15 protein-coding genes are annotated in these 18,546 nt (G+C 60.5%); 12 read left to right on the top strand and 3 right to left on the bottom strand.

Annotated features, from left to right (window positions below):
* The 6 genes from GIW04_RS01950 to GIW04_RS01925 form a co-directional block, all read left to right on the top strand.
* The coding region (locus GIW04_RS01950) for a sigma 54-interacting transcriptional regulator (RefSeq protein ID WP_236478924.1) at positions 1 to 518 on the top strand (518 nt) is incomplete at its 5' end.
* A gap of 106 nt (positions 519 to 624) precedes the next feature.
* A complete protein-coding gene (locus GIW04_RS01945; protein ID WP_003187613.1) occupies positions 625 to 1,407 on the top strand; it encodes a MetQ/NlpA family ABC transporter substrate-binding protein in 783 nt (260 codons plus the stop codon).
* A 315-nt stretch (positions 1,408 to 1,722) separates the two neighbouring features.
* On the top strand, positions 1,723 to 2,388 hold the full coding sequence (locus GIW04_RS01940) for an amino acid ABC transporter permease (protein ID WP_120247810.1): 666 nt from the start codon (positions 1,723 to 1,725) through the stop codon (positions 2,386 to 2,388).
* Complete coding sequence (locus tag GIW04_RS01935; RefSeq protein WP_003187616.1) at positions 2,369 to 3,028, top strand: amino acid ABC transporter permease; 660 nt, start codon at positions 2,369 to 2,371, stop codon at positions 3,026 to 3,028. The genes GIW04_RS01940 and GIW04_RS01935 overlap by 20 nt, the downstream gene beginning before the upstream one ends.
* Positions 3,025 to 3,801: an amino acid ABC transporter ATP-binding protein gene (locus GIW04_RS01930; protein WP_003187617.1), complete on the top strand. Its 777-nt coding sequence runs from the start codon at positions 3,025 to 3,027 to the stop codon at positions 3,799 to 3,801. The genes GIW04_RS01935 and GIW04_RS01930 overlap by 4 nt, the downstream gene beginning before the upstream one ends.
* Positions 3,798 to 4,646 (top strand): transporter substrate-binding domain-containing protein, encoded by an 849-nt coding sequence (locus GIW04_RS01925; RefSeq protein ID WP_120247811.1) that lies wholly within the window; start codon positions 3,798 to 3,800, stop codon positions 4,644 to 4,646. Before GIW04_RS01930 ends, GIW04_RS01925 begins: the two co-directional genes overlap by 4 nt.
* Before the next feature lie 109 nt (positions 4,647 to 4,755).
* On the opposite strand, the gene GIW04_RS01920 is transcribed toward GIW04_RS01925, so the two are convergent.
* Positions 4,756 to 5,919 carry an AAA family ATPase gene (locus GIW04_RS01920; protein ID WP_003187620.1) on the bottom strand — a complete coding sequence of 388 codons (1,164 nt, stop codon included), beginning with the start codon at positions 5,917 to 5,919 and terminating at the stop codon, positions 4,756 to 4,758.
* A 121-nt stretch (positions 5,920 to 6,040) separates the two neighbouring features.
* On the opposite strand from GIW04_RS01920, the gene GIW04_RS01915 reads away from it, so the two are divergent.
* The 5 genes from GIW04_RS01915 (at position 6,041) to GIW04_RS01895 (ending at position 15,059) form a co-directional block, all read left to right on the top strand.
* Positions 6,041 to 7,123: an efflux RND transporter periplasmic adaptor subunit gene (locus GIW04_RS01915; protein ID WP_003187621.1), complete on the top strand. Its 1,083-nt coding sequence runs from the start codon at positions 6,041 to 6,043 to the stop codon at positions 7,121 to 7,123.
* A complete protein-coding gene (locus tag GIW04_RS01910; RefSeq protein WP_120247812.1) occupies positions 7,120 to 8,190 on the top strand; it encodes an efflux RND transporter periplasmic adaptor subunit in 1,071 nt (356 codons plus the stop codon). Before GIW04_RS01915 ends, GIW04_RS01910 begins: the two co-directional genes overlap by 4 nt.
* Positions 8,187 to 11,234 carry an efflux RND transporter permease subunit gene (locus tag GIW04_RS01905; protein WP_120247813.1) on the top strand — a complete coding sequence of 1,016 codons (3,048 nt, stop codon included), beginning with the start codon at positions 8,187 to 8,189 and terminating at the stop codon, positions 11,232 to 11,234. The genes GIW04_RS01910 and GIW04_RS01905 overlap by 4 nt, the downstream gene beginning before the upstream one ends.
* Positions 11,235 to 11,489: 255 nt before the next feature.
* The gene (locus GIW04_RS01900) at positions 11,490 to 13,703 is read left to right on the top strand and encodes a glycoside hydrolase (RefSeq protein ID WP_057709529.1); all 2,214 of its coding nucleotides are present in this window, start codon (positions 11,490 to 11,492) and stop codon (positions 13,701 to 13,703) included.
* A 39-nt stretch (positions 13,704 to 13,742) separates the two neighbouring features.
* Positions 13,743 to 15,059 carry an amidohydrolase family protein gene (locus tag GIW04_RS01895; RefSeq protein ID WP_052224676.1) on the top strand — a complete coding sequence of 439 codons (1,317 nt, stop codon included), beginning with the start codon at positions 13,743 to 13,745 and terminating at the stop codon, positions 15,057 to 15,059.
* On the opposite strand, the gene GIW04_RS01890 is transcribed toward GIW04_RS01895, so the two are convergent.
* On the bottom strand, positions 15,060 to 15,689 hold the full coding sequence (locus GIW04_RS01890) for a class I SAM-dependent methyltransferase (RefSeq protein ID WP_120247814.1): 630 nt from the start codon (positions 15,687 to 15,689) through the stop codon (positions 15,060 to 15,062).
* Positions 15,690 to 15,865: 176 nt separating this feature from the next.
* On the opposite strand from GIW04_RS01890, the gene GIW04_RS01885 reads away from it, so the two are divergent.
* The gene (locus GIW04_RS01885) at positions 15,866 to 16,969 is read left to right on the top strand and encodes a hypothetical protein (RefSeq protein ID WP_120247815.1); all 1,104 of its coding nucleotides are present in this window, start codon (positions 15,866 to 15,868) and stop codon (positions 16,967 to 16,969) included.
* Between the two features lie 306 nt (positions 16,970 to 17,275).
* Here GIW04_RS01885 and GIW04_RS01880 read toward each other — a convergent pair whose 3' ends face one another.
* The gene (locus GIW04_RS01880; RefSeq protein ID WP_120247816.1) at positions 17,276 to 18,541 is read right to left on the bottom strand and encodes a hypothetical protein; all 1,266 of its coding nucleotides are present in this window, start codon (positions 18,539 to 18,541) and stop codon (positions 17,276 to 17,278) included.
* Positions 18,542 to 18,546: the final 5 nt, after the last annotated feature.

Below are 18,546 nucleotides of genomic sequence, written 5' to 3'. Positions count from 1 at the left end.
AGGTGAAGTTGCTCGCGGCCCTGGAAAACCACGAAGTCACCCGTGTCGGTGCCCATCAGCCGAGCCCGGTGGATGTGCGCCTGGTGGCCGCCACCAGCATCGACCTGGCCCAAGCCGTGGCCGTGGGCAAGTTCCACGAGCGTCTGTTTCATTACTTGAGCGAAGGCCGGCTGGACCTGCCAGCGCTACGCGAGCGAGTGGGGGATATCTTGTCCCTGGCCGAATATTTCCTCGGCATCTACAGCCAGCGCCTGGACCTTCCGGTGCCACTGATCAGCGACGCCGCCCAGCAGGTGCTGGAACACCACACGTGGCCGGGCAATACGCGAGAATTGGAAAACGTTATTCACTTTGCCTTGCTGGTGAGCAGCGGCGATGAAATCTTGCCCGAACATTTGAACCTACCGACGGCAGGCTCACCGCTGGAGCAAGTACGACGAATTTTGGCCAGCGCCAGCCCGGCCGAGAAGGAATCGGTGCGTAAATTCCTGTATGAACAAAATGGAATATCAACGTGAATAAAAGATATTGTTCGGGAATAAAAAATCTAGGTATTGTCCCTTCCACGCCGCGATAGCACTTCGCTGGCACCTCACATAAAAACGGTCGTTAGAAGGACATTGCATGAAAAAGGTTCTGTTGTTTACCGCTCTGGCGGCTGCCCTGACTGCTGGCTTTGCCCAGGCCAACGAGAAACTGGTGGTGGCCGCTACGCCGATCCCGCACGCCGAAATCCTCGAGCTGATCAAGCCGACCCTGGCCAAGGAAGGTGTGGACCTGCAGATCAAAGTCTTTACCGACTACGTACAGCCGAACGTGCAAGTTGCTGAGAAACGTCTGGATGCCAACTATTTCCAGACCCTGCCGTACCTGGAAAACTTCAACAAGGGCAAGGGCACCAACCTGATTACCGTGGTGGGCGTGCACGTTGAACCCTTCGGCGGCTACTCGAAAAAGATCAAGAAAATCGAAGATCTGAAAGACGGCGCCACCGTGGCTATCCCGAACGAAGGCTCCAACAGCGGCCGTGCCCTGTTGCTGCTGCAAAAGGCCGGTGTGATCACCCTCAAAGACCCGACCAACGCCTTGGCCACGCCGAAAGACATCGCCAGCAACCCCAAGAACCTGAAATTCAAAGAGCTGGAATCGGCCCTGTTGCCACGGGTGCTGGACCAGGTTGACCTCGACCTGATTAACACCAACTACGCCCTGGAAGCTGGCCTGAACCCGGCCAAGGACGCGCTGATCATCGAAGACGCGAAGTCGCCATACGTGAACTTCCTGGTGGCGCGCCCGGACAACAAGGACAGCGATGCTATCCAGAAGTTGGCCAAGGCCCTGACCAGCCCGGAAGTCAAAGCTTTCATCGAGAAGAAGTACAACGGCGCGGTGGTGCCAGCGTTCTGATGTAAGCCAAAACCCCTTCAAGGTTTCAACGCCGACGGCTACTACAGCGTCGGCGTTTTTTTATCTGAAACACATTCAAAACTGTGGGAGCTGGCTTGCCTGCGATAGCGGTGGGTCAGTGTCACATCTGTACCTGACGGACCGCTATCGCAGGCAAGCCAGCTCCCACAGAGGTAAATTTTTTGGTGATATGGATATGCTATCTAGGTATTTAAACTTTGATTTTTATACCTTTAAAGTTCGCGCTAGCTGACGTTATCCACGTCGGCACGGACTGCGCTCGCGGCATTACCCATGCTGCGATATGGACTGCACATGACCTTCGATTTCGCTTTTATCCTCAGCACCCTGCCGGCGTTTCTCAAGGCCGTGGGTGTGACGCTGCAAGTCGGCCTGATCGCCATTGCCACCTCCTTGCTGGTGACGCTGATCAACGCTGCGCTGCTGGTGTTTCGCACGCCTTACCTGTCGCGCCTGGTGGCGTTGTATGTGGAGCTGGCGCGTAACACGCCGCTGTTGATCCAGCTGTTTTTCGTCTACTTCGCGCTGCCGGCCCTGGGTTTCAATATTTCCGGGTTCTGGGCGGCGATTATCACCATGACCTTTCTGGGCGGCGCCTACCTCACCGAAGTGCTGCGCGCCGGTGTGGAAGCGGTGCCGCTGGCGCAAATCGAGTCGGGCAAGTCCATTGGCCTGTCCGACTGGCAACTGCTGCGCCATGTGATTCTGCCCCAGGCCGGTATCCTCAGCCTGCCGGCGTTGTTCGCCAATTTCATTTTCCTGCTCAAGGAAACCACCGTGGTGTCCGCGGTGGCGGTGCCGGAGATTCTCTACACCACCAAGAGCTACATCGCCCTCTACTACAAGACCTACGAAATGCTCGCCGTGCTGACGCTGATTTGCGTGCTGTTGTTCCTGCCGTTGTCGCTGTTGCTCAGCCGCCTGGAAAGGAGGCTCCAGCATGGCCAGTTCGGGTCTTGAGTTGCTCTGGGTGTCGTTGCCGCAACTGAGCAAGGGCGCTGCGCAAACCCTGTCGATTTCGTTTTTGAGCATCGCCTTCAGTACGGTGGGCGGCGTGCTCTACGGCGTGCTGCGCACCTTGAATAACAAGGCGATCAACGGCGTGCTGCGGGTCTACCTGGAACTGTTTCGCGCCATTCCGGTGCTGGTGTGGTTGTACCTGCTGTTTTTTGGCCTGCCGATCTTCTTCGGCCTGAGCATTCCGAGTTTCTGGTGCGCGGTGCTGGTGCTGTCGTTGTGGGGCGCCAGCGAGGTGGGCGAAGTGGTGCGTGGCGCGCTGCATTCGTTGCCCCGTGGCCAGCGCGAAGCGGGCCTGTCGATTGGCCTGTCCGGCCCACAGTTGTACGGCTATGTACTGCTGCCCCAGGCCCTCAAGCGCATGACGCCGCCAACCATCAACGTGTACACGCGCATCATCAAGACCAGCTCCCTGGCGGTGCTGATTGGTGTGGTGGATGTGATCAAGGTCGGCCAGCAAATCATCGAGCGCACCTATGAGTCGGTATTGATCTACGGCGCGCTGTTCCTGTTTTTCTTCTTTATCTGCTACCCGTTGTCAGCCGCCTCCAAGGTGCTGGAACGGCGCTGGGCCCAAGCATGAGCGCATTGATCGAGTTCCAGGGTTTCAACAAATTCTTCGGCGAGGCGCAGGTGCTCAAGGGCATCGACCTGAGCGTGCAACGCGGCGAAGTGGTGGTGATCCTCGGCCCCAGCGGCTGTGGCAAAAGCACCTTGCTGCGTTGTTTGAACGGTTTGGAAGTGGCACACAGCGGCAGTCTGCGGTTTGCAGGCCTTGAGCTGTTGGATAAAACCACCGACTGGCGCCAGGTACGCCAGGACATCGGCATGGTGTTCCAGAGCTACCACCTGTTCCCGCACATGAGCGTGCTGGACAACATCCTGCTCGGCCCGCTGAAAGTGCAAAAGCGCGACCCCCGCGAGGCCCGTGAGCAGGCGCAAAAACTGCTGGAACGCGTGGGCCTGGCCGACAAGCGCGACGCCTTCCCACGCCAGCTTTCCGGTGGACAGCAACAACGCATCGCCATCGTCCGCTCGTTGTGCATGAACCCTCAGGTCATGCTGTTTGACGAAGTCACCGCGGCCCTCGACCCGGAGATGGTCAAGGAGGTGCTGGAAGTGATTCAGGGCCTGGCCCGCGATGGCATGACCCTGCTGATCGTTACCCACGAAATGGCCTTCGCCCGCGCCGTCGCCGACCGCGTGGTGTTCATGGAGGCCGGTCGAATCCTCGAACACAACACCCCCGAGGCATTCTTTACGAACCCGCAGACCGCACGCGCGCAGCAGTTCCTGGAGAAGTTCTCCTTTGTTTCAACACTGCCCAAAAAGATCAAGGAACTGGAGCTGATATGAAAAAGTTACTGCTGCCACTGTTTGCCGTCGCCTTGCTGGCCGGCTGCGATAAAAAGGCCGAAGAGCCGGTAAAGCCTGCGGCTGTGAGCTACATCGACAAAATCAAAGCGCGGGATAAGCTGATTGTCGGCGTGTTTACCGACAAGCCACCCTTCGGCTTTGTGGACGAAGCCGGTCGCTATGTCGGCTTCGATACCGACATTGGCCGGCAATTCGCCAAGGACCTGCTGGGCGACGAAAACAAAGTGGAATTTGTCGCCGTGGAACCGGCCAGCCGCATTCCCTTCCTGCAAAGCGACAAGGTCGACCTGATCCTCGCCAATATGACCGTGACGCCTGAACGCAAGGAAGCGGTGGACTTTACCAACCCCAATCTGAAAGTCGCGGTGCAGGCCCTGGTGCCGAATGACAGCGCCGTCAAAAGCCTGGATGACCTGGCAACCCGTACCACCATCGTCACCACCGGCACCACCGCCGATATCTGGCTGACCAAGAACCACCCGGACTGGAAGCTGCTCAAGTTCGAGAAGAACTCCGAGTCGCTGCAGGCGCTGTCGGCTGGCCGTGGTGATGCGTATGCGCAGGATAATCTGGTGTTGTTCAGCTGGGCCAAGCAGAACCCAGGCTACCGCGTGCTGGAAGAGAAGCTGGGTGATGAAGCGCCAATTGCCCCGGCGGTGAAGAAGGGCAATACCGAGCTGCGTGACTGGGTGAATGCCGAGCTGGCAAAGTTGGGCGAGGACAAATTCCTACTCAAGCTCTATGACCAATATGTGCGTAAAGAGCTGAGCGATGACACCAAGCCTGAGAGTGTGATTGTGGAAGGCGGTAAGTGGCAGGGCTGATTGAACACGTCCTTGTAGGAGCGAGCTTGCTCGCGAAGAACGCACAGGCAACGCGGGCTACCAGATAACGCTGCGTTATCGTTGACGTTTTTCGCGAGCAAGCTCGCTCCTACTCCGGCCAATGCCAAGCCGGTGCATCCAAAATGCCTTGTCCCACAATCCGCGTTTCCCCCATCACCTTCTCCAACACAATCGAGTTACATTCCTCATCCTGCTGCAACGCCGCAATCAACCGGCTGGCATGGCTCACCACCCACACCTGGCACTGTTTCGAGGCCTGGATAATCAAGCGCGCCAGTGCTGGCAACAAGTCCGGGTGCAGGCTGGTCTCCGGCTCGTTCAGCACCATCATGGTCGGTGGCCTTGGCGTCAGCAGCGCGGCGATCAGCAGCAGGTAGCGCAGGGTGCCGTCCGACAGCTCCGCCGCCGACAACGGGCGCAGTAAGCCTTCTTGATAGAACTCAATGGCGAAGCGTCCGCCCTGCAAGGGTTCGATATGCAACCGTGCGCCGGGGAAGGCATCACTGACCGCGTGCTGCAACGCCTCGACATCGCCCACTTCGCGAATCGTCTGTAACGCGGCCGCCAGATCCCTACCGTCGTGATGCAGCACCGGCGTGCGCGTGCCTAATTGCGGCTGGCGTACCGGCGCATCCACATCGCTGCGAAAGTGATCATAAAAACGCCAGCCACGGATGCTTTCGCGCAGCAGCAACACTTCCGGCGAACCGCGCAGGCTGCCGACCTGATCGAACAGGCTGTGATAGTTGGGCGTGTGCTGGGCCAGTACGTCCCAGGCGCGGCCATCACGGGCGCGTACCATCGGGCCCGAACGCTGCACCAACAGGCTGGCCGGGCGGTAGAGGGGGCCGGCCCAGATACATTCCTTTTTAATTTCCGGGTCCAGTTTGAACTCGCTGCCGGGAACCGGGATGGGCATGCCCAGGGAGATGGCGTAGCTGAAGTCCTCCCCGGCAAAGCCCAGGCGCAAGCGTTTGACGCCTTGGGCAACCACGGCCTCCACCGGCACTTCGCCATTGCGCATGCGCCGGCTGATGTTTTCCGGCCCGGCCCAGAATGTGGAATCCAGCCCGCCTTCACGGGCCAGCGCATTGATCACCCCGCCCTGGGCGGTTTCGGCCAACAGGCGCAGGGCGCGATACAGGTTGGACTTGCCGCTGCCATTGGGCCCAGTCACCAGGTTCAGCCGGTCCAGGGGCACCACCAATTTGTTGATCGAGCGGTAATTGGCCACCGCGAGGGTTTTAAGCATGTGTATTTAGTCAGCGTGGGAACCATTGGAGTATGGGATCCTCCATGCAGATAAGGAACCCTGATCTAAGCTCACAGTCGCATACACACTTGAACGTCGGCATCACGCAAAAGGAGCCTGCATGGGCGGTCGCACCTCGACATTTATTTTCAGCCTTGGCCTCCTGGCGCTGCTCAGTGGCTGTGGCCAAGACAAGGCCGAGCCCAAGCAGCATTCACGGGTGTTCGTGCAAACGGTGCAGTCGGCGGATTTTGCCGCGGCGGTCACGTTGACCGGTGATATCCAGGCGCGGGTGCAAACCGATCTGTCCTTTCGCGTGGGAGGCAAGATCATCCAGCGCATGGTCGACGTGGGCGACCGAGTAACGGCCAGGCAAGTGCTGGCCAAGCTCGACCCCAAGGACCTGCAAACCAATGTCGATTCCGCCCAGGCTCAGGTTGTGGCTGAACAGGCGCGGGTCAAGCAGACCGCCGCCGCCTTCGTGCGCCAGGAAAAACTCTTGCCCAAAGGTTATACCAGCCGCAGCGAATACGACGCCGCCCAGGCCGCGCTGCGCAGCAGTCAAAGTGCCCTGGCCGCTGCCCAGGCGCAGTTGGCCAATGCCCGCGAACAATTGGGCTACACCGCGTTGATCGCCGATGCACCGGGGATCATCACGGCGCGCCAGGCCGAAGTCGGCCAAGTGGTACAAGCTACCGTGCCGATCTTCAGCCTGGCCCGCGATGGCGAGCGTGACGCCGTGTTCAACGTGTATGAGTCCTTGCTGGTGGAGCCGCCGCCCGACGCGCCGATTACCGTCAGCCTGCTGGACAACCCGAGCATCAAGGCCGTGGGCAAAGTCCGCGAAGTCACTCCCGCCGTGGCCGCCAATACCGGCACCGTGCAAGTGAAGATCGCCCTGCAAAGCCTGCCCAAGGGCATGGAGCTGGGCTCGGTGGTCAGCGCCACCGCCAATGGCCCGGCCAAGGCGAGCATCGAGCTGCCCTGGTCGGCCCTGACCAAAGACCTCAACGAGCCAGCCGTATGGCTGGTGGACGGCGAGGGCAAGGCGCAGTTGCACAAGGTCACCGTGGCGCGCTACCTCACCGGCAAAGTGATCATCGGCGAGGGCCTCAACGGCGGTGAAAAAGTCGTGATAGCCGGTGGGCAATTGCTGCACCCCGGCATGGTCGTCGAGATCGCCCAACCCGGAGCGCAGCCATGAAGCAACTGACGCTCATTGTCGCCGTCAGCCTGTTGCTGGTGGCCTGCTCCAAGGAAGAGGCGCCGCCCGAACCCATACGGCCCGTGCTGTCCATGGAAGTGAAGGCTGAAGATCAGGAAAACCTCGGTCGTTTCGCCGGCACCATCCAGGCCCGCTATGAAAGCAACCTGGGTTTCCGCGTGCCTGGCCGCATCGCCCGTCGCGCCGTGGATGTCGGCGCCGAAGTGCAGAAAGGCGCCTTGCTCGCCGTGCTTGACCCCACCGACCAGCAGAACCAATTACGTGCCGCCCAGGGCGACCTGGCGCGGGTACAGGCGCAGTTCATCAACGCCCAGGCCAACGCTCGGCGGCAACAGGAACTGTTCAACCGTGGCGTCGGCGCACAGGCTCAATTGGATGTGGCCCAGACCGACCTGAAAACCACCCAGGCGACCCTCGACCAGGCCCGCGCCTCGGTCAATCAAGCCAAGGACCAGCTCAACTACGCCGAACTGCGCACCGACCACGCCGGCATCGTCACCGCCTGGAATGCCGAGGCCGGCCAGGTGGTCAGCGCCGGCCAGCAGGTGGTGACCCTGGCCCGTCCGGACATCAAGGAAGCCGTGATCGACTTGCCCGCCGGCCTGGCTGAACGTCTGCCTGCCGATGTGGTGTTCCTGGTCGCCGGGCAATTGGACCCCAGCGTGCACACCACCGCCGTGGTGCGTGAGATCGAGCCTCAGGCCCAAAGCGCCACGCGCACCCGTCGCGCACGCCTGAGCCTGGCCGAAACCCCGCCCGCGTTCCGCCTGGGCACGGCAATCAGCGTGACTTTGAGCACCGCCATCGCCCCGCGCATCGAACTGCCCCTGAGCGCCTTGCAGGAAGTCGACGGCAAGACCCGTATCTGGCTGCTCGATACCCAGAGCCAGACCGTACAACCCCGCGAGGTCACGGTCATCAGTCGTGATGCTCACAGCGCCTTGCTCAATGGCAGCGTCAAACCCGGCGAGCGCATTGTCACCGCCGGCGTGAACAGCCTGAAACCCGGGCAAAAAGTCAAAATCGACGAGGACAGCCCGCGATGAAAGGGAGCTTCAACTTATCCGACTGGGCCCTCAAGCATCAGTCCTTCGTCTGGTACCTGATGTTCGTCGCGCTGCTGATGGGCGTGTTCTCGTACATGAACCTGGGCCGTGAAGAAGACCCGTCGTTCACCATCAAGACCATGGTCATCCAGACCCGCTGGCCGGGCGCGACCCAGGAAGAAACCCTCAAGCAGGTCACCGACCGCATCGAGAAAAAACTCGAGGAACTCGACTCCCTCGACTACGTGAAAAGCTACACCCGGCCCGGCGAGTCCACGGTGTTCGTGTTCCTCAAGGACACCACCAGCGCCAAGGCTATCCCGGAGATCTGGTACCAGGTTCGCAAGAAGATCGATGACATTCGCGGCACCTTCCCCCAGGGCTTGCAGGGGCCGTCGTTCAACGATGAATTCGGTGACGTGTTCGGCTCGGTGTATGCCTTTACCGGCGATGGCCTGTCGATGCGCCAGTTGCGTGACTACGTGGAGCAGGTGCGCGCCGAAATCCGTTCGGTACCGGGGCTGGGCAAGGTCGAGATGATCGGCCAGCAAGACGAAGTGATTTACCTGAATTTCTCCACGCGCAAACTCGCGGCGCTGGGGATTGATCAGCGCCAGGTCGTGCAAAGCCTGCAATCGCAAAACGCCGTGACCCCGGCCGGGGTGATCGAGGCAGGGCCCGAACGCATCTCCGTGCGCACCTCCGGGCAGTTCGCCTCGGAGAAAGACCTGGCCAACGTCAACCTGCGCCTCAATGACCGTTTCTACCGGCTGGCGGATATTGCCGACATCAGCCGTGGTTATGTGGACCCGGCGCGGCCGATGTTCCGCTTCAACGGCAAACCGGCGATTGGCTTGGCCATCGCCATGCAGAAGGGCGGCAATATCCAGTCGTTCGGCAAGGCCCTGCACGGGCGCATGGACGAGCTGACCGCCGACCTGCCGGTGGGCGTCGGCGTGCACAAGGTGTCCGACCAGGCCGAAGTGGTGGAGGAGGCCGTCGGCGGCTTCACCAGCGCATTGTTCGAGGCGGTGATCATCGTGCTGGTGGTGAGCTTTATCAGCCTCGGCATGCGCGCCGGGTTGGTGGTGGCGTGCTCGATCCCGTTGGTGCTGGCGCTGGTATTTGTGTTCATGGAATACAGCGGCATCACCATGCAGCGTGTGTCGCTGGGCGCGTTGATCATCGCCCTCGGCCTGTTGGTGGATGACGCGATGATCACCGTGGAGATGATGATCACGCGCCTGGAAAAAGGCGAAACCAAGGAACAGGCGGCGACTTACGCCTATACCTCCACGGCGTTCCCGATGCTCACCGGCACCCTGGTGACCGTGGCCGGCTTCGTGCCGATTGGCCTCAACGCCAGTTCGGCGGGCGAGTACACCTTTACCTTGTTCGCGGTGATTGCCGTGGCGATGCTGGTGTCGTGGGTGGTGGCGGTGCTGTTTGCGCCGGTGATCGGCGTGCATATCCTCAGCGCCAATGTGAAACCGCACAACGCCGAGCCAGGGCGCATTGGCCGGGCCTTCAATGGCGGCATGCTGTGGGCCATGCGCAACCGCTGGTGGGCCATCGGCATCACCGTGGCGCTGTTCGTGGCCTCGGTGTTTTCCATGCAGTTTGTGCAGAACCAATTCTTCCCGTCGTCGGACCGCCCGGAAATCCTCGTCGACCTGAACCTGCCGCAAAACGCCTCGATCAACGAGACGCGCAAGGCCGTCGACCGCCTCGAGGCGATCATCAAGGACGACCCGGACATCGCCCGTTGGAGCACCTACATCGGCCAGGGCGCGATTCGTTTCTACCTGCCGCTGGACCAGCAGCTGGAAAATCCCTACTACGCGCAACTGGTGATTGTGAGCAAAGGCGTGGAAGAGCGTGGCGCCCTGATCGCCCGCCTGCAACAGCGCCTGCGCGATGATTTTGTCGGTATCGGCAGCTACGTGCAGCCGCTGGAAATGGGCCCGCCGGTAGGGCGGCCGATCCAGTACCGTGTGTCTGGCAAAGACATCGACCAGGTGCGCAAGCACGCCATTGAACTGGCGACCTTGCTCGACCAGAACACCCATTTGGGCGAGATCATCTACGACTGGAACGAGCCGGGCAAAGTGCTGCGGGTGGACATCGCCCAAGACAAGGCGCGGCAATTGGGGCTGTCGTCGGAAGACGTGGCGCAGTTGATGAACAGCGTGGTCAGCGGCGCGGCGGTGACCCAGGTGCACGACGATATCTACCTGATCAACGTGGTCGGCCGCGCCGAAGATGCCGAGCGGGGCACCCCGGAGACCTTGCAGAACCTGCAGATCGTCACGCCCAACGGCACCTCGATTCCACTGCTGGCGTTCGCCACCGTGCGTTACGAGCTGGAGCAGCCGCTGGTGTGGCGCCGCGACCGCAAGCCGACCATCACCATCAAGGCCGCCGTGCGCGATGAAATGCAGCCGACCGACCTGGTCAAGCAGTTGGCGCCGACCATCGAGAAATTCAGCGAAGGCTTGCCGGTGGGCTACAAAGTCGCCACCGGCGGTACCGTGGAAGAAAGTGGCAAGGCTCAGGGGCCTATCGCCAAGGTGGTGCCGTTGATGCTGTTCCTGATGGCCACCTTCCTGATGATCCAGTTGCACAGCGTGCAGAAGATGTTCCTGGTGGCGAGTGTCGCGCCACTGGGGCTGATCGGCGTGGTACTGGCGTTGATCCCCACGGGCACGCCCATGGGCTTTGTGGCGATCCTGGGGATTCTGGCGCTGATCGGCATCATCATCCGCAACTCGGTGATTCTGGTCACTCAGATCCACGAATACGAAGAGGCCGGCTACACGCCGTGGGATGCGGTGGTGGAGGCGACCGAACACCGGCGTCGACCGATTCTGCTGACTGCTGCGGCGGCGAGCCTGGGCATGATCCCGATCGCACGGGAGGTGTTTTGGGGGCCGATGGCTTACGCGATGATTGGTGGGATCATCATTGCGACATTGCTCACGTTGCTGTTTCTGCCGGCGCTGTATGTGGCCTGGTACAAGATCCGCGAGCCGAAACAGGATTAACACTGAGAGAGGGGCTGCCAGTTAAGCGCAGCCCCCCTTCTGTAGGAGCGAGCTCGCTCGCGAAAAACGTCAACGATAACGCGTGCTTCCTGAGTAAACGCGGCGCCTGTGAGTTTTTCGCGAGCAAGCTCGCTCCTACAAAAAAGCCTTAACTGACTGAGGCTGTGTGAAGCTTCTGAAAAATCCCAACGTCGCCCTGGCTGACCATTGCATGTTGTACCCTCTGGTCCTTATTCCAAACCCAGGTCGATCCTCATGCAGTGCCTGCGTTTCACCTTGCTGCTCTGCGCGTTGCTCCTTGCGCCGCCCACCTTCGCCGCCACCGTACTGGAAAACGCTTTATGGCGTGTCGAGCTCGACCCCGCCACCCTGGCGCTGCGCGTGACACCTGCGGGCCAAGCCTCGGTGCAGGCCTCCAGCGGTGTGGCTGCGCATGCCGTCAGCCAATTGCGGATCACCCCTGACCAGGCCACTTGGCAATGGGACAACGGCGCCTATCGCCTGAGCGCCCGCCTGCAACAGCGCGACCTGGCCCTGACCATCAACGCCCGTGAGCCCGGTGAGCTGGCCCTGCTGCGCCAGCCCGCCGAGGCCATGGGACGAGGGTTGATCTGGCCCTTGGCCGAGGGGCATTACGTGCCTGCCGGCAATGCCATCTGGAACGCGTTTCTGCTGGAGCGGGGCGAGTTCAATACCACCCAGGACCTGAGCCTGCCGCTGTGGGGCGTGGATCACGCTGGCTTCACCTTGAACTGGCTATTGACCAACCCCTACAACAACCGCCTGCAATGGCAAGCCGACGGCAACGGCCTGGCCCTCTCAGCTTCCCATGAATTCACCCCGCTGGCGCCCGACGCGCCGATGACACTGCGCCTGTCCTTGGGCGATGCCGATCCGTTGGCTGGCGCCAAGCGCTACCGCCAGTGGCTGGTGGAGCAGGGCCGCTATGAACCGTTGGCGGACAAACTGCGGCAGACGCCTGAAGCCCAGAAGCTGCTGGGCGCAAGCCATGTGTACCTCTGGGACAACGGCCTGCTGGCTTTGGGTGATGTGCGAGATTGGCCGAAACTGATCAAACGGCTGCGCAGCCATGAACTCAAGACGCTGATGGACAAAGAGAGCGCACAGCTGCTGGCGCAGTCCACTCCCTTGAATCGCTATGAGCAAACCGTGCTGCTGCGCGGCCTCAACGCGGCGATCAACACCAAGGCCCGGCAGGCCTGGCAGGTGGAAGAGCCCGACATGACCCGCCTTGCCGCTCGCTATGGTGAGCTGCGCAGTGAACTGGCCGTGGACTTTGCGGGGGCCTTGAGTGATAGCCCGCAAACTTGGGGCAGTAGCACCATTCAAGCCCTGCGCGACGCCGGGCTGCAGCGTCTGTTGCTGACCTTGGGCGAAGGTTGGGAGGGTGGCCTCTGGCATCCCGAAGCGATTCGCGCGGGGGTGGATGCCGGTTTTCTGATGGCGCCTTACGACTCCTATGAAACGGCCCTGTCCGCCACGGAAAACCCCGATTGGACCACCGCCCACCTGGGCGCCAAGGCCTATCGCGACTGCGCGATTGTGCTGAAAGACGGCAAGCTGAAAACCGGCTTCCAGAAGTCCGGCCACTACACCGACCCGCGTTGTGTACGGCCTTTGCTGGAGGCGCGGGTGAAAGCGGTACAAGCCAAAGCTGGTTTCAACGCCTGGTTTCTCGATGCCTACGCCACCAGCATGCTGTTCGACAGTTACCGCAGCGACGCCAGCATGACCCAGGCGCAAAACGCCGAAGGCAATATCGAAGCCTCCCGCTGGATAAACACCGTGCCCAAGCTGGTCACCGGCTCCGAAGACGGCAACGCCATCACCGCCCAGGGCATCCTGTTTGCCCACGGCATGCAGACCCCGGTGATCGGCTGGGGGGATCCTGAGATGACCAAGGACCAACAGTCGCCGTACTTCGTCGGCAACTGGTACCCCACGGAGCAACCGGCGGTGTTCTTCAAATCGGTGCCGTTGAAGGAGCCGTTTCGCACCGTGTATTTCGAGCCGACGATGCGCCTGCCGTTGTATCAGGCGGTGTTCCACGGCTCGGTGATCACCACCCATCATTGGCTGTTCGACAGCCTCAAGCTGAGCAATGTGCAGGTCGAGAACGAGTTGACCCAACTGCTCTATAACGTGCCGCCGCTGTATCACCTGAGCACAGCTACACTCAAACAGCGCTTGCCGGTGATACAACGCCAGGATGCCTTTTTCCGTGCGCTACACCAGCGTCTGGCTACTCAGGCGATGATCGATTTTCGCTGGTTGAGCGATGACCGGCAGGTGCAACAAACCACGTTTGCCGATGGTACTCGGCTGGTTGCCAACTTCTCTGGGCAAATCCGTGAGATCGCTGGGGCCACCCTTGATGAATACAGCATTACCGCGTTCGAGGCAGGCGACAACGTAATGCAGTATCGCGCCGGCAACCCTCTACATTGAGCGAGGGCACCCTTGCCGGTCAGGAAGGGAGTCATCCTCATGTATATCAAATCTGCGTTGTTGGCATTTTGCTTGCTGATTGTCATCGCGTGCCAGCACGAGTCTCCTCAGGCTGGCCCACGGCTTCTGATCGAGAACGCCTACATCTTTACCATGGAGCCGGACCAGCCCCGTCCGTTCATGGGCTACCTGCTGGTGGATCAGGCCGGCGCCATCAGCGGATTGGCCGCCGGCAAAGCGCCCCCCGGGCTAGTGGCGCAACGCCGTATTGATGCAAGGGGGCAATGGGTGATGCCGGGGTTTGTGTCGGCGCACAGCCACCTGTGGCAAAGCGGGTTCTACGGGATTGCCGCGAATGAAAACCTTGAAGGTTGGCTTGCCCGGCTTTACGGCGTTGAAGCGCCAAAGCTGGACGCCGCGCAGCTCTATCAACTGACCCGGCGCGGTGCGAGCCAGTCCCTGCGCAACGGTATTACCACGATGTTCAACTTTACCTATACCGGGGCGGACCGCAGCGGCGAAGTGGACCGCCAACAACTGCGCGGCGCGCTCGACGCGGGGGGGCGTGTGATACACGGGTTCAATGTACGCACCATCAGCGAAAGCTGGACTCCCGCCATGGCCCGTGAGCGTACTGCGGCATTCCTGATGTGGGCCGACGCGCAATCTGAATCAGGGCGTTATCTGGGCACGATGCTTGCCGGCGGCGCTGGGTTCGTCGACGCTGCGGTCGGGCAGGCCCAGGTTGAAGGCGACCTGATGCATGAGTTTTCTTTGGGCAACCAGCAGCACTATCTTGAGTCCGTAGCAGATTCCGCGGGGGAGCGCGCCCGTTATCCGGTACTTGAACAGGCGGGTATCATCGGGCCGCGCTTGATCTTTGGCCACTTCATTCACTCCACACCCGAGCTGACTGCTGCGGCGGCCAAGGCGGGTGTCGCCATGGTCTGGAATCCGATGTCTAACGGTCGCCTGGGGTCCGGGATGGCGGATGTGCTGGCTTATCGCGCCGCGGGCATAAAAGTGGGCATGGGCGTGGATGGCGAAGCCAGTGCCGACCGAGCGGATCCCTTCGAGAATATGCGCATGGGCTTGTATCAGGTGCGCGCCGTCCATCAACGGGCGGCCGCGATGCAAGCCTATGAAGTGATGCGCATGCACACGCTGGGCAGCGCCGAGGTGCTGGGGGTGGAGGACAAGCTGGGCAGTCTCAAGTTGGGTAAACGTGCTGACATGCTCCTGGTGGACCCAGGTAGCTTCACTCCCTGGCAGGAACCTTATGCCGCGCTGGTGTTTGCAGGTGGAGTGAAAGACATTCGTGAAGTCTTTGTGGATGGTCTCTCACTGGCTCGCTGATCAGGCAGGCTTGCGCCATACACTCGCCAACCAAGGCTGCTGCTCCCGCGGCAACCCGGCCGGCCGGTAGTAGTGCTCCAGCTCTTCAAACCCGGCCTCGGTCAGCAAGGCTCGCCACGCCTCCAGATCGTGATAAGACCCATACCGCGGCCCATTCCAGCCCTCTTGGTTCTCGCCCCGAGGGTTGGAGCTGAACAGCACGCCTCCAGGTTTCAACGCGCCATGCAGTTCTTTGAGCACGCGCGGCAGTTCCTGTTTGGGAATATGAAACAGCACCGCATTGGCAAACACCCCGTCAAAGCGCGCAGCGGGCAGGTCCAGCTTGAGAAAGTCCTGCTGCAGCACCTCACAGCCGCTGTCTTCGCGGGCCATCTGCGCAAAACGCTCGGAGCCATCCAGGCCCACGGCGATATGCCCCATGCGCGTAAACGTCTGCAAATCCCGCCCTGGCCCACAGCCGAAATCCAGCACGGTAAACGGCGGCGTGCCCTGGATATGCCGCAGCAGCGCGTCGATGTTCTGGCTCACATCGTGATCGCGGGTGCCTTCACGGAAGTCTTCGGCCACCTTGTTGTAATGGCCCAGGGTGGTGGAGGTGATCTGATTGAGGTCGTCGGGAGCAAGTTTCATGGCATGGCGCACGGCTGCGGCTGAGGTAACGGGACTATACCCCGGCCCACTCTTGAGTTGAAAACCGTGTATCCGCTGTAGAGCGCTTCATGGCGTTCGCAGTGTGCGCATCCGACAGACCGCCACGGGGAATTGTGGGTAAGATTCGGCCCTCATTTGCAGAGGGTTATACATCCATGGAAGAGGAAAAACATTCACCCGTTGGCCACCACACCGCGCCGAACAAGGTTGACCAATACGCCACGAGATTGAGCAATGACCTGCTCTGGCTCAATGAGCGTGCCTGGCCGCTGACGGTGGGGATTCTGTCGGTGGCAGGCCTGTACTTGTACCAGTACATCCAGGTGGAAAAGGTGCCGCTGAGTATCTTGTCGGCGTCGGCGTTCACTGCTTTGCCGGCTATGTTCGCCATGTTGGTATTTGTGATCGGCATGATGGGCGCGTCGATCCTGGTGCCCACGTTCATTTTATTTACACGCCTGAACGACACGGGGGTGCGCCTGAGTGATCAACTCAATCTCAGCCCGCAGTCGCCGCAAGAGACGGCCCAGCACCGACGGTTACTGGGGCATTGGGCGGCCAGCCTGTTGGTGATGTTTGTGTTCTGGATGTCCGCCGTGTACCTGTCCGTGAACGCCGAAAGTGGGCTGCTGCTGACGCTCAGTTGGATCGTGGCGATCATGGCGGCGGTAATAGCCTATGTCGGCATCATCATTCGTGCCCGGCCCGCCGATGTGGCCCTGCGTGAGTTGTCCGGCGATTTCTGGCTGGCCAGTGCTGGTGCCGGGGTGGTTCAAATGGTGGTCATTCTGATGGTGACGGTGCCGGTCTCCCGCGCCTTCAGCGAGTACTCCGACAGCGCCGTGTTCTTTGCGCCGTTCATGGCCGCCGAAATGGCCGTGCTATTTCTGATCCAGGGGAGCGCCGCCTGCCTGGTGGTGCGCATGCGCGTTCAGAAAAACCCGGTGGCGTTCGCCTCACTGGTGGCCTTTGCCCTCATCGTTTTACTCGGGCTTATCCCGGCGAGCGGGGCCAAGTTGGGCGGCCTGCCGCTGCAAGGCTCCGCTTCGGGAGGGCGCGTGTGTACGTTGATGACCTGGGCGGCAGAGGCCAAGGTTCCCGGCGTGCTGGTAGACGCCGACAACCCCAAGCGCAGTGTAAAACTGCGGGTGATGGCCGACTCGGATGGCAGCTACATCGTGAGGCCCTGGCAGGCCAAGGAAAAAACCATCACCTTCGTGCCCCGCGCCAGCGTTGCCCAACTGGATGAGTGCCCGTGAGCTAGCGGGTTTCCAGGCGGGCGGAGCCCACTGCTCTCACTTCCTGCATCGAACGGTTATCGGTTCGAGAGCTGATCCAAGAAAAACCGTTTTCCGCGGCTCGGACAGTGATTGCGAAGTTCTGTGGCACAACGAATGTCGGTGCAGAAGAAATGGGAGTGGCTGCTGCATTTTCGTTTACGGTAGCGAACAGCACGAGGACGGCCGACACGAAGCCGCTGGAAGTCATGAGGTTTGGCATGTGCTGAATCTCCTAGGTCGAATGTGTCGAGTATTAAATGGTGTTTGAGCTCGTAAGCATCCCTTTCAGTAAAGTTTTACCGCCACAGCTTGAACGTCCTGCTCGCTATCAACGTTCTGACCAGCGGCATAATTCCCGCTTTGGGAAACGGCCTTGAGCGCACTGTTTCGGCCACCGTCAATTGCTTCAAGGCAGCTGTATTTGGCAGGAATTTCACCGGAAGCAGGATGCCAGATACATCCGACTGTGTACTGAGCATCATTAGTCCTGTTCAGAGCCACCGTGTTGTTGTCAGCAATGCTGAATGCCTGGGTCCATGTGTTCGGTGGAGGCTCAATCAGCTGGATACCAAATATTCCGGCAGGAGGAATCCACGTGAAATAGCTGGTCCTGCCGTCGTTATCCTTGCGCTCTACCAGGGCAATTCCGTTGTTATTGATTGCGCGTCCATAGTTCATGGTGCCGATTGCCAGATTCAGAGTCAGCGGAGCCGACGTGGGTGTATTCCAGACTGCTGTTCGGGCCGGGTTGGCATTGGTGTTGGGATACTCGCAAAAGCCTATGGATTGTAGGGCGTTATTGAGGCCAGTGACCACGCAATGGTTGGCCCCGGTAGCGAGGGGCAAGGGTGTCACGGTATAACCGGTGGCATTCGCTTGAGCTAACTTGGGAACGGTAGTGCCGTTGCTGCCCGGGCAGTTCAGGGCAATCCCCGGATAGTTGCTCGTAAGCGTGTTGTTTATGTCCTGAGGAGTGCATGCGTCGTTGTACCCTGCCAACCCGAGTAGCGACGAAAAAACGCGCATAGGCGTGCCAGTTCCGGCAAGCCACACAACTGTGGAGTACTCTTTGCCGTCGCTGCTGATGCTTGATCCGAGCATATCGCCGCGCTGGTTGAACGCGTTGACGGTGGTCCGTACATCTGCAGCACGCAGTAGTGTGCCAGGAAGCGGAGCGAGCGCTGTAGGAGTGCTTGTCGGGGTAGTCACGTTCCAGATCACGGCGGTATCGACATTGTTAGCGTTCTTGCAGATGCCAGCAATCCAGCCACCGTTGGAGACAGCACTTGCGTAGCAGGGCTGAGTTTCCACCAGTGGTTTCAGTGCTAGCTGTGCGTTCGGTGTGTTCAGGTTTACCACCCAAGGCGCATTGTTAGCGCTGGAATCGGGCGGCGAGCAGTTGCCGACAGCAATAGCGTTGTCGTTGATGCTGGTGGTTTCGCACTGCCCAGCCATAGGCCCCAATTTGACGTAGTGGGCAGCATTGGCTGTCAATGCAAGTACACTCGCCAACAGGCTGCCCGCGATTTTCATTAGGTGTGTTTTGATCATCAGTC

Source organism: Pseudomonas sp. PA-4-8C, assembly GCF_021606625.1.
GTDB classification, from domain to species: Bacteria; Pseudomonadota; Gammaproteobacteria; order Pseudomonadales; family Pseudomonadaceae; genus Aquipseudomonas; species Aquipseudomonas lactis.
This window is presented reverse-complemented; position numbering and strand designations above follow the sequence as displayed.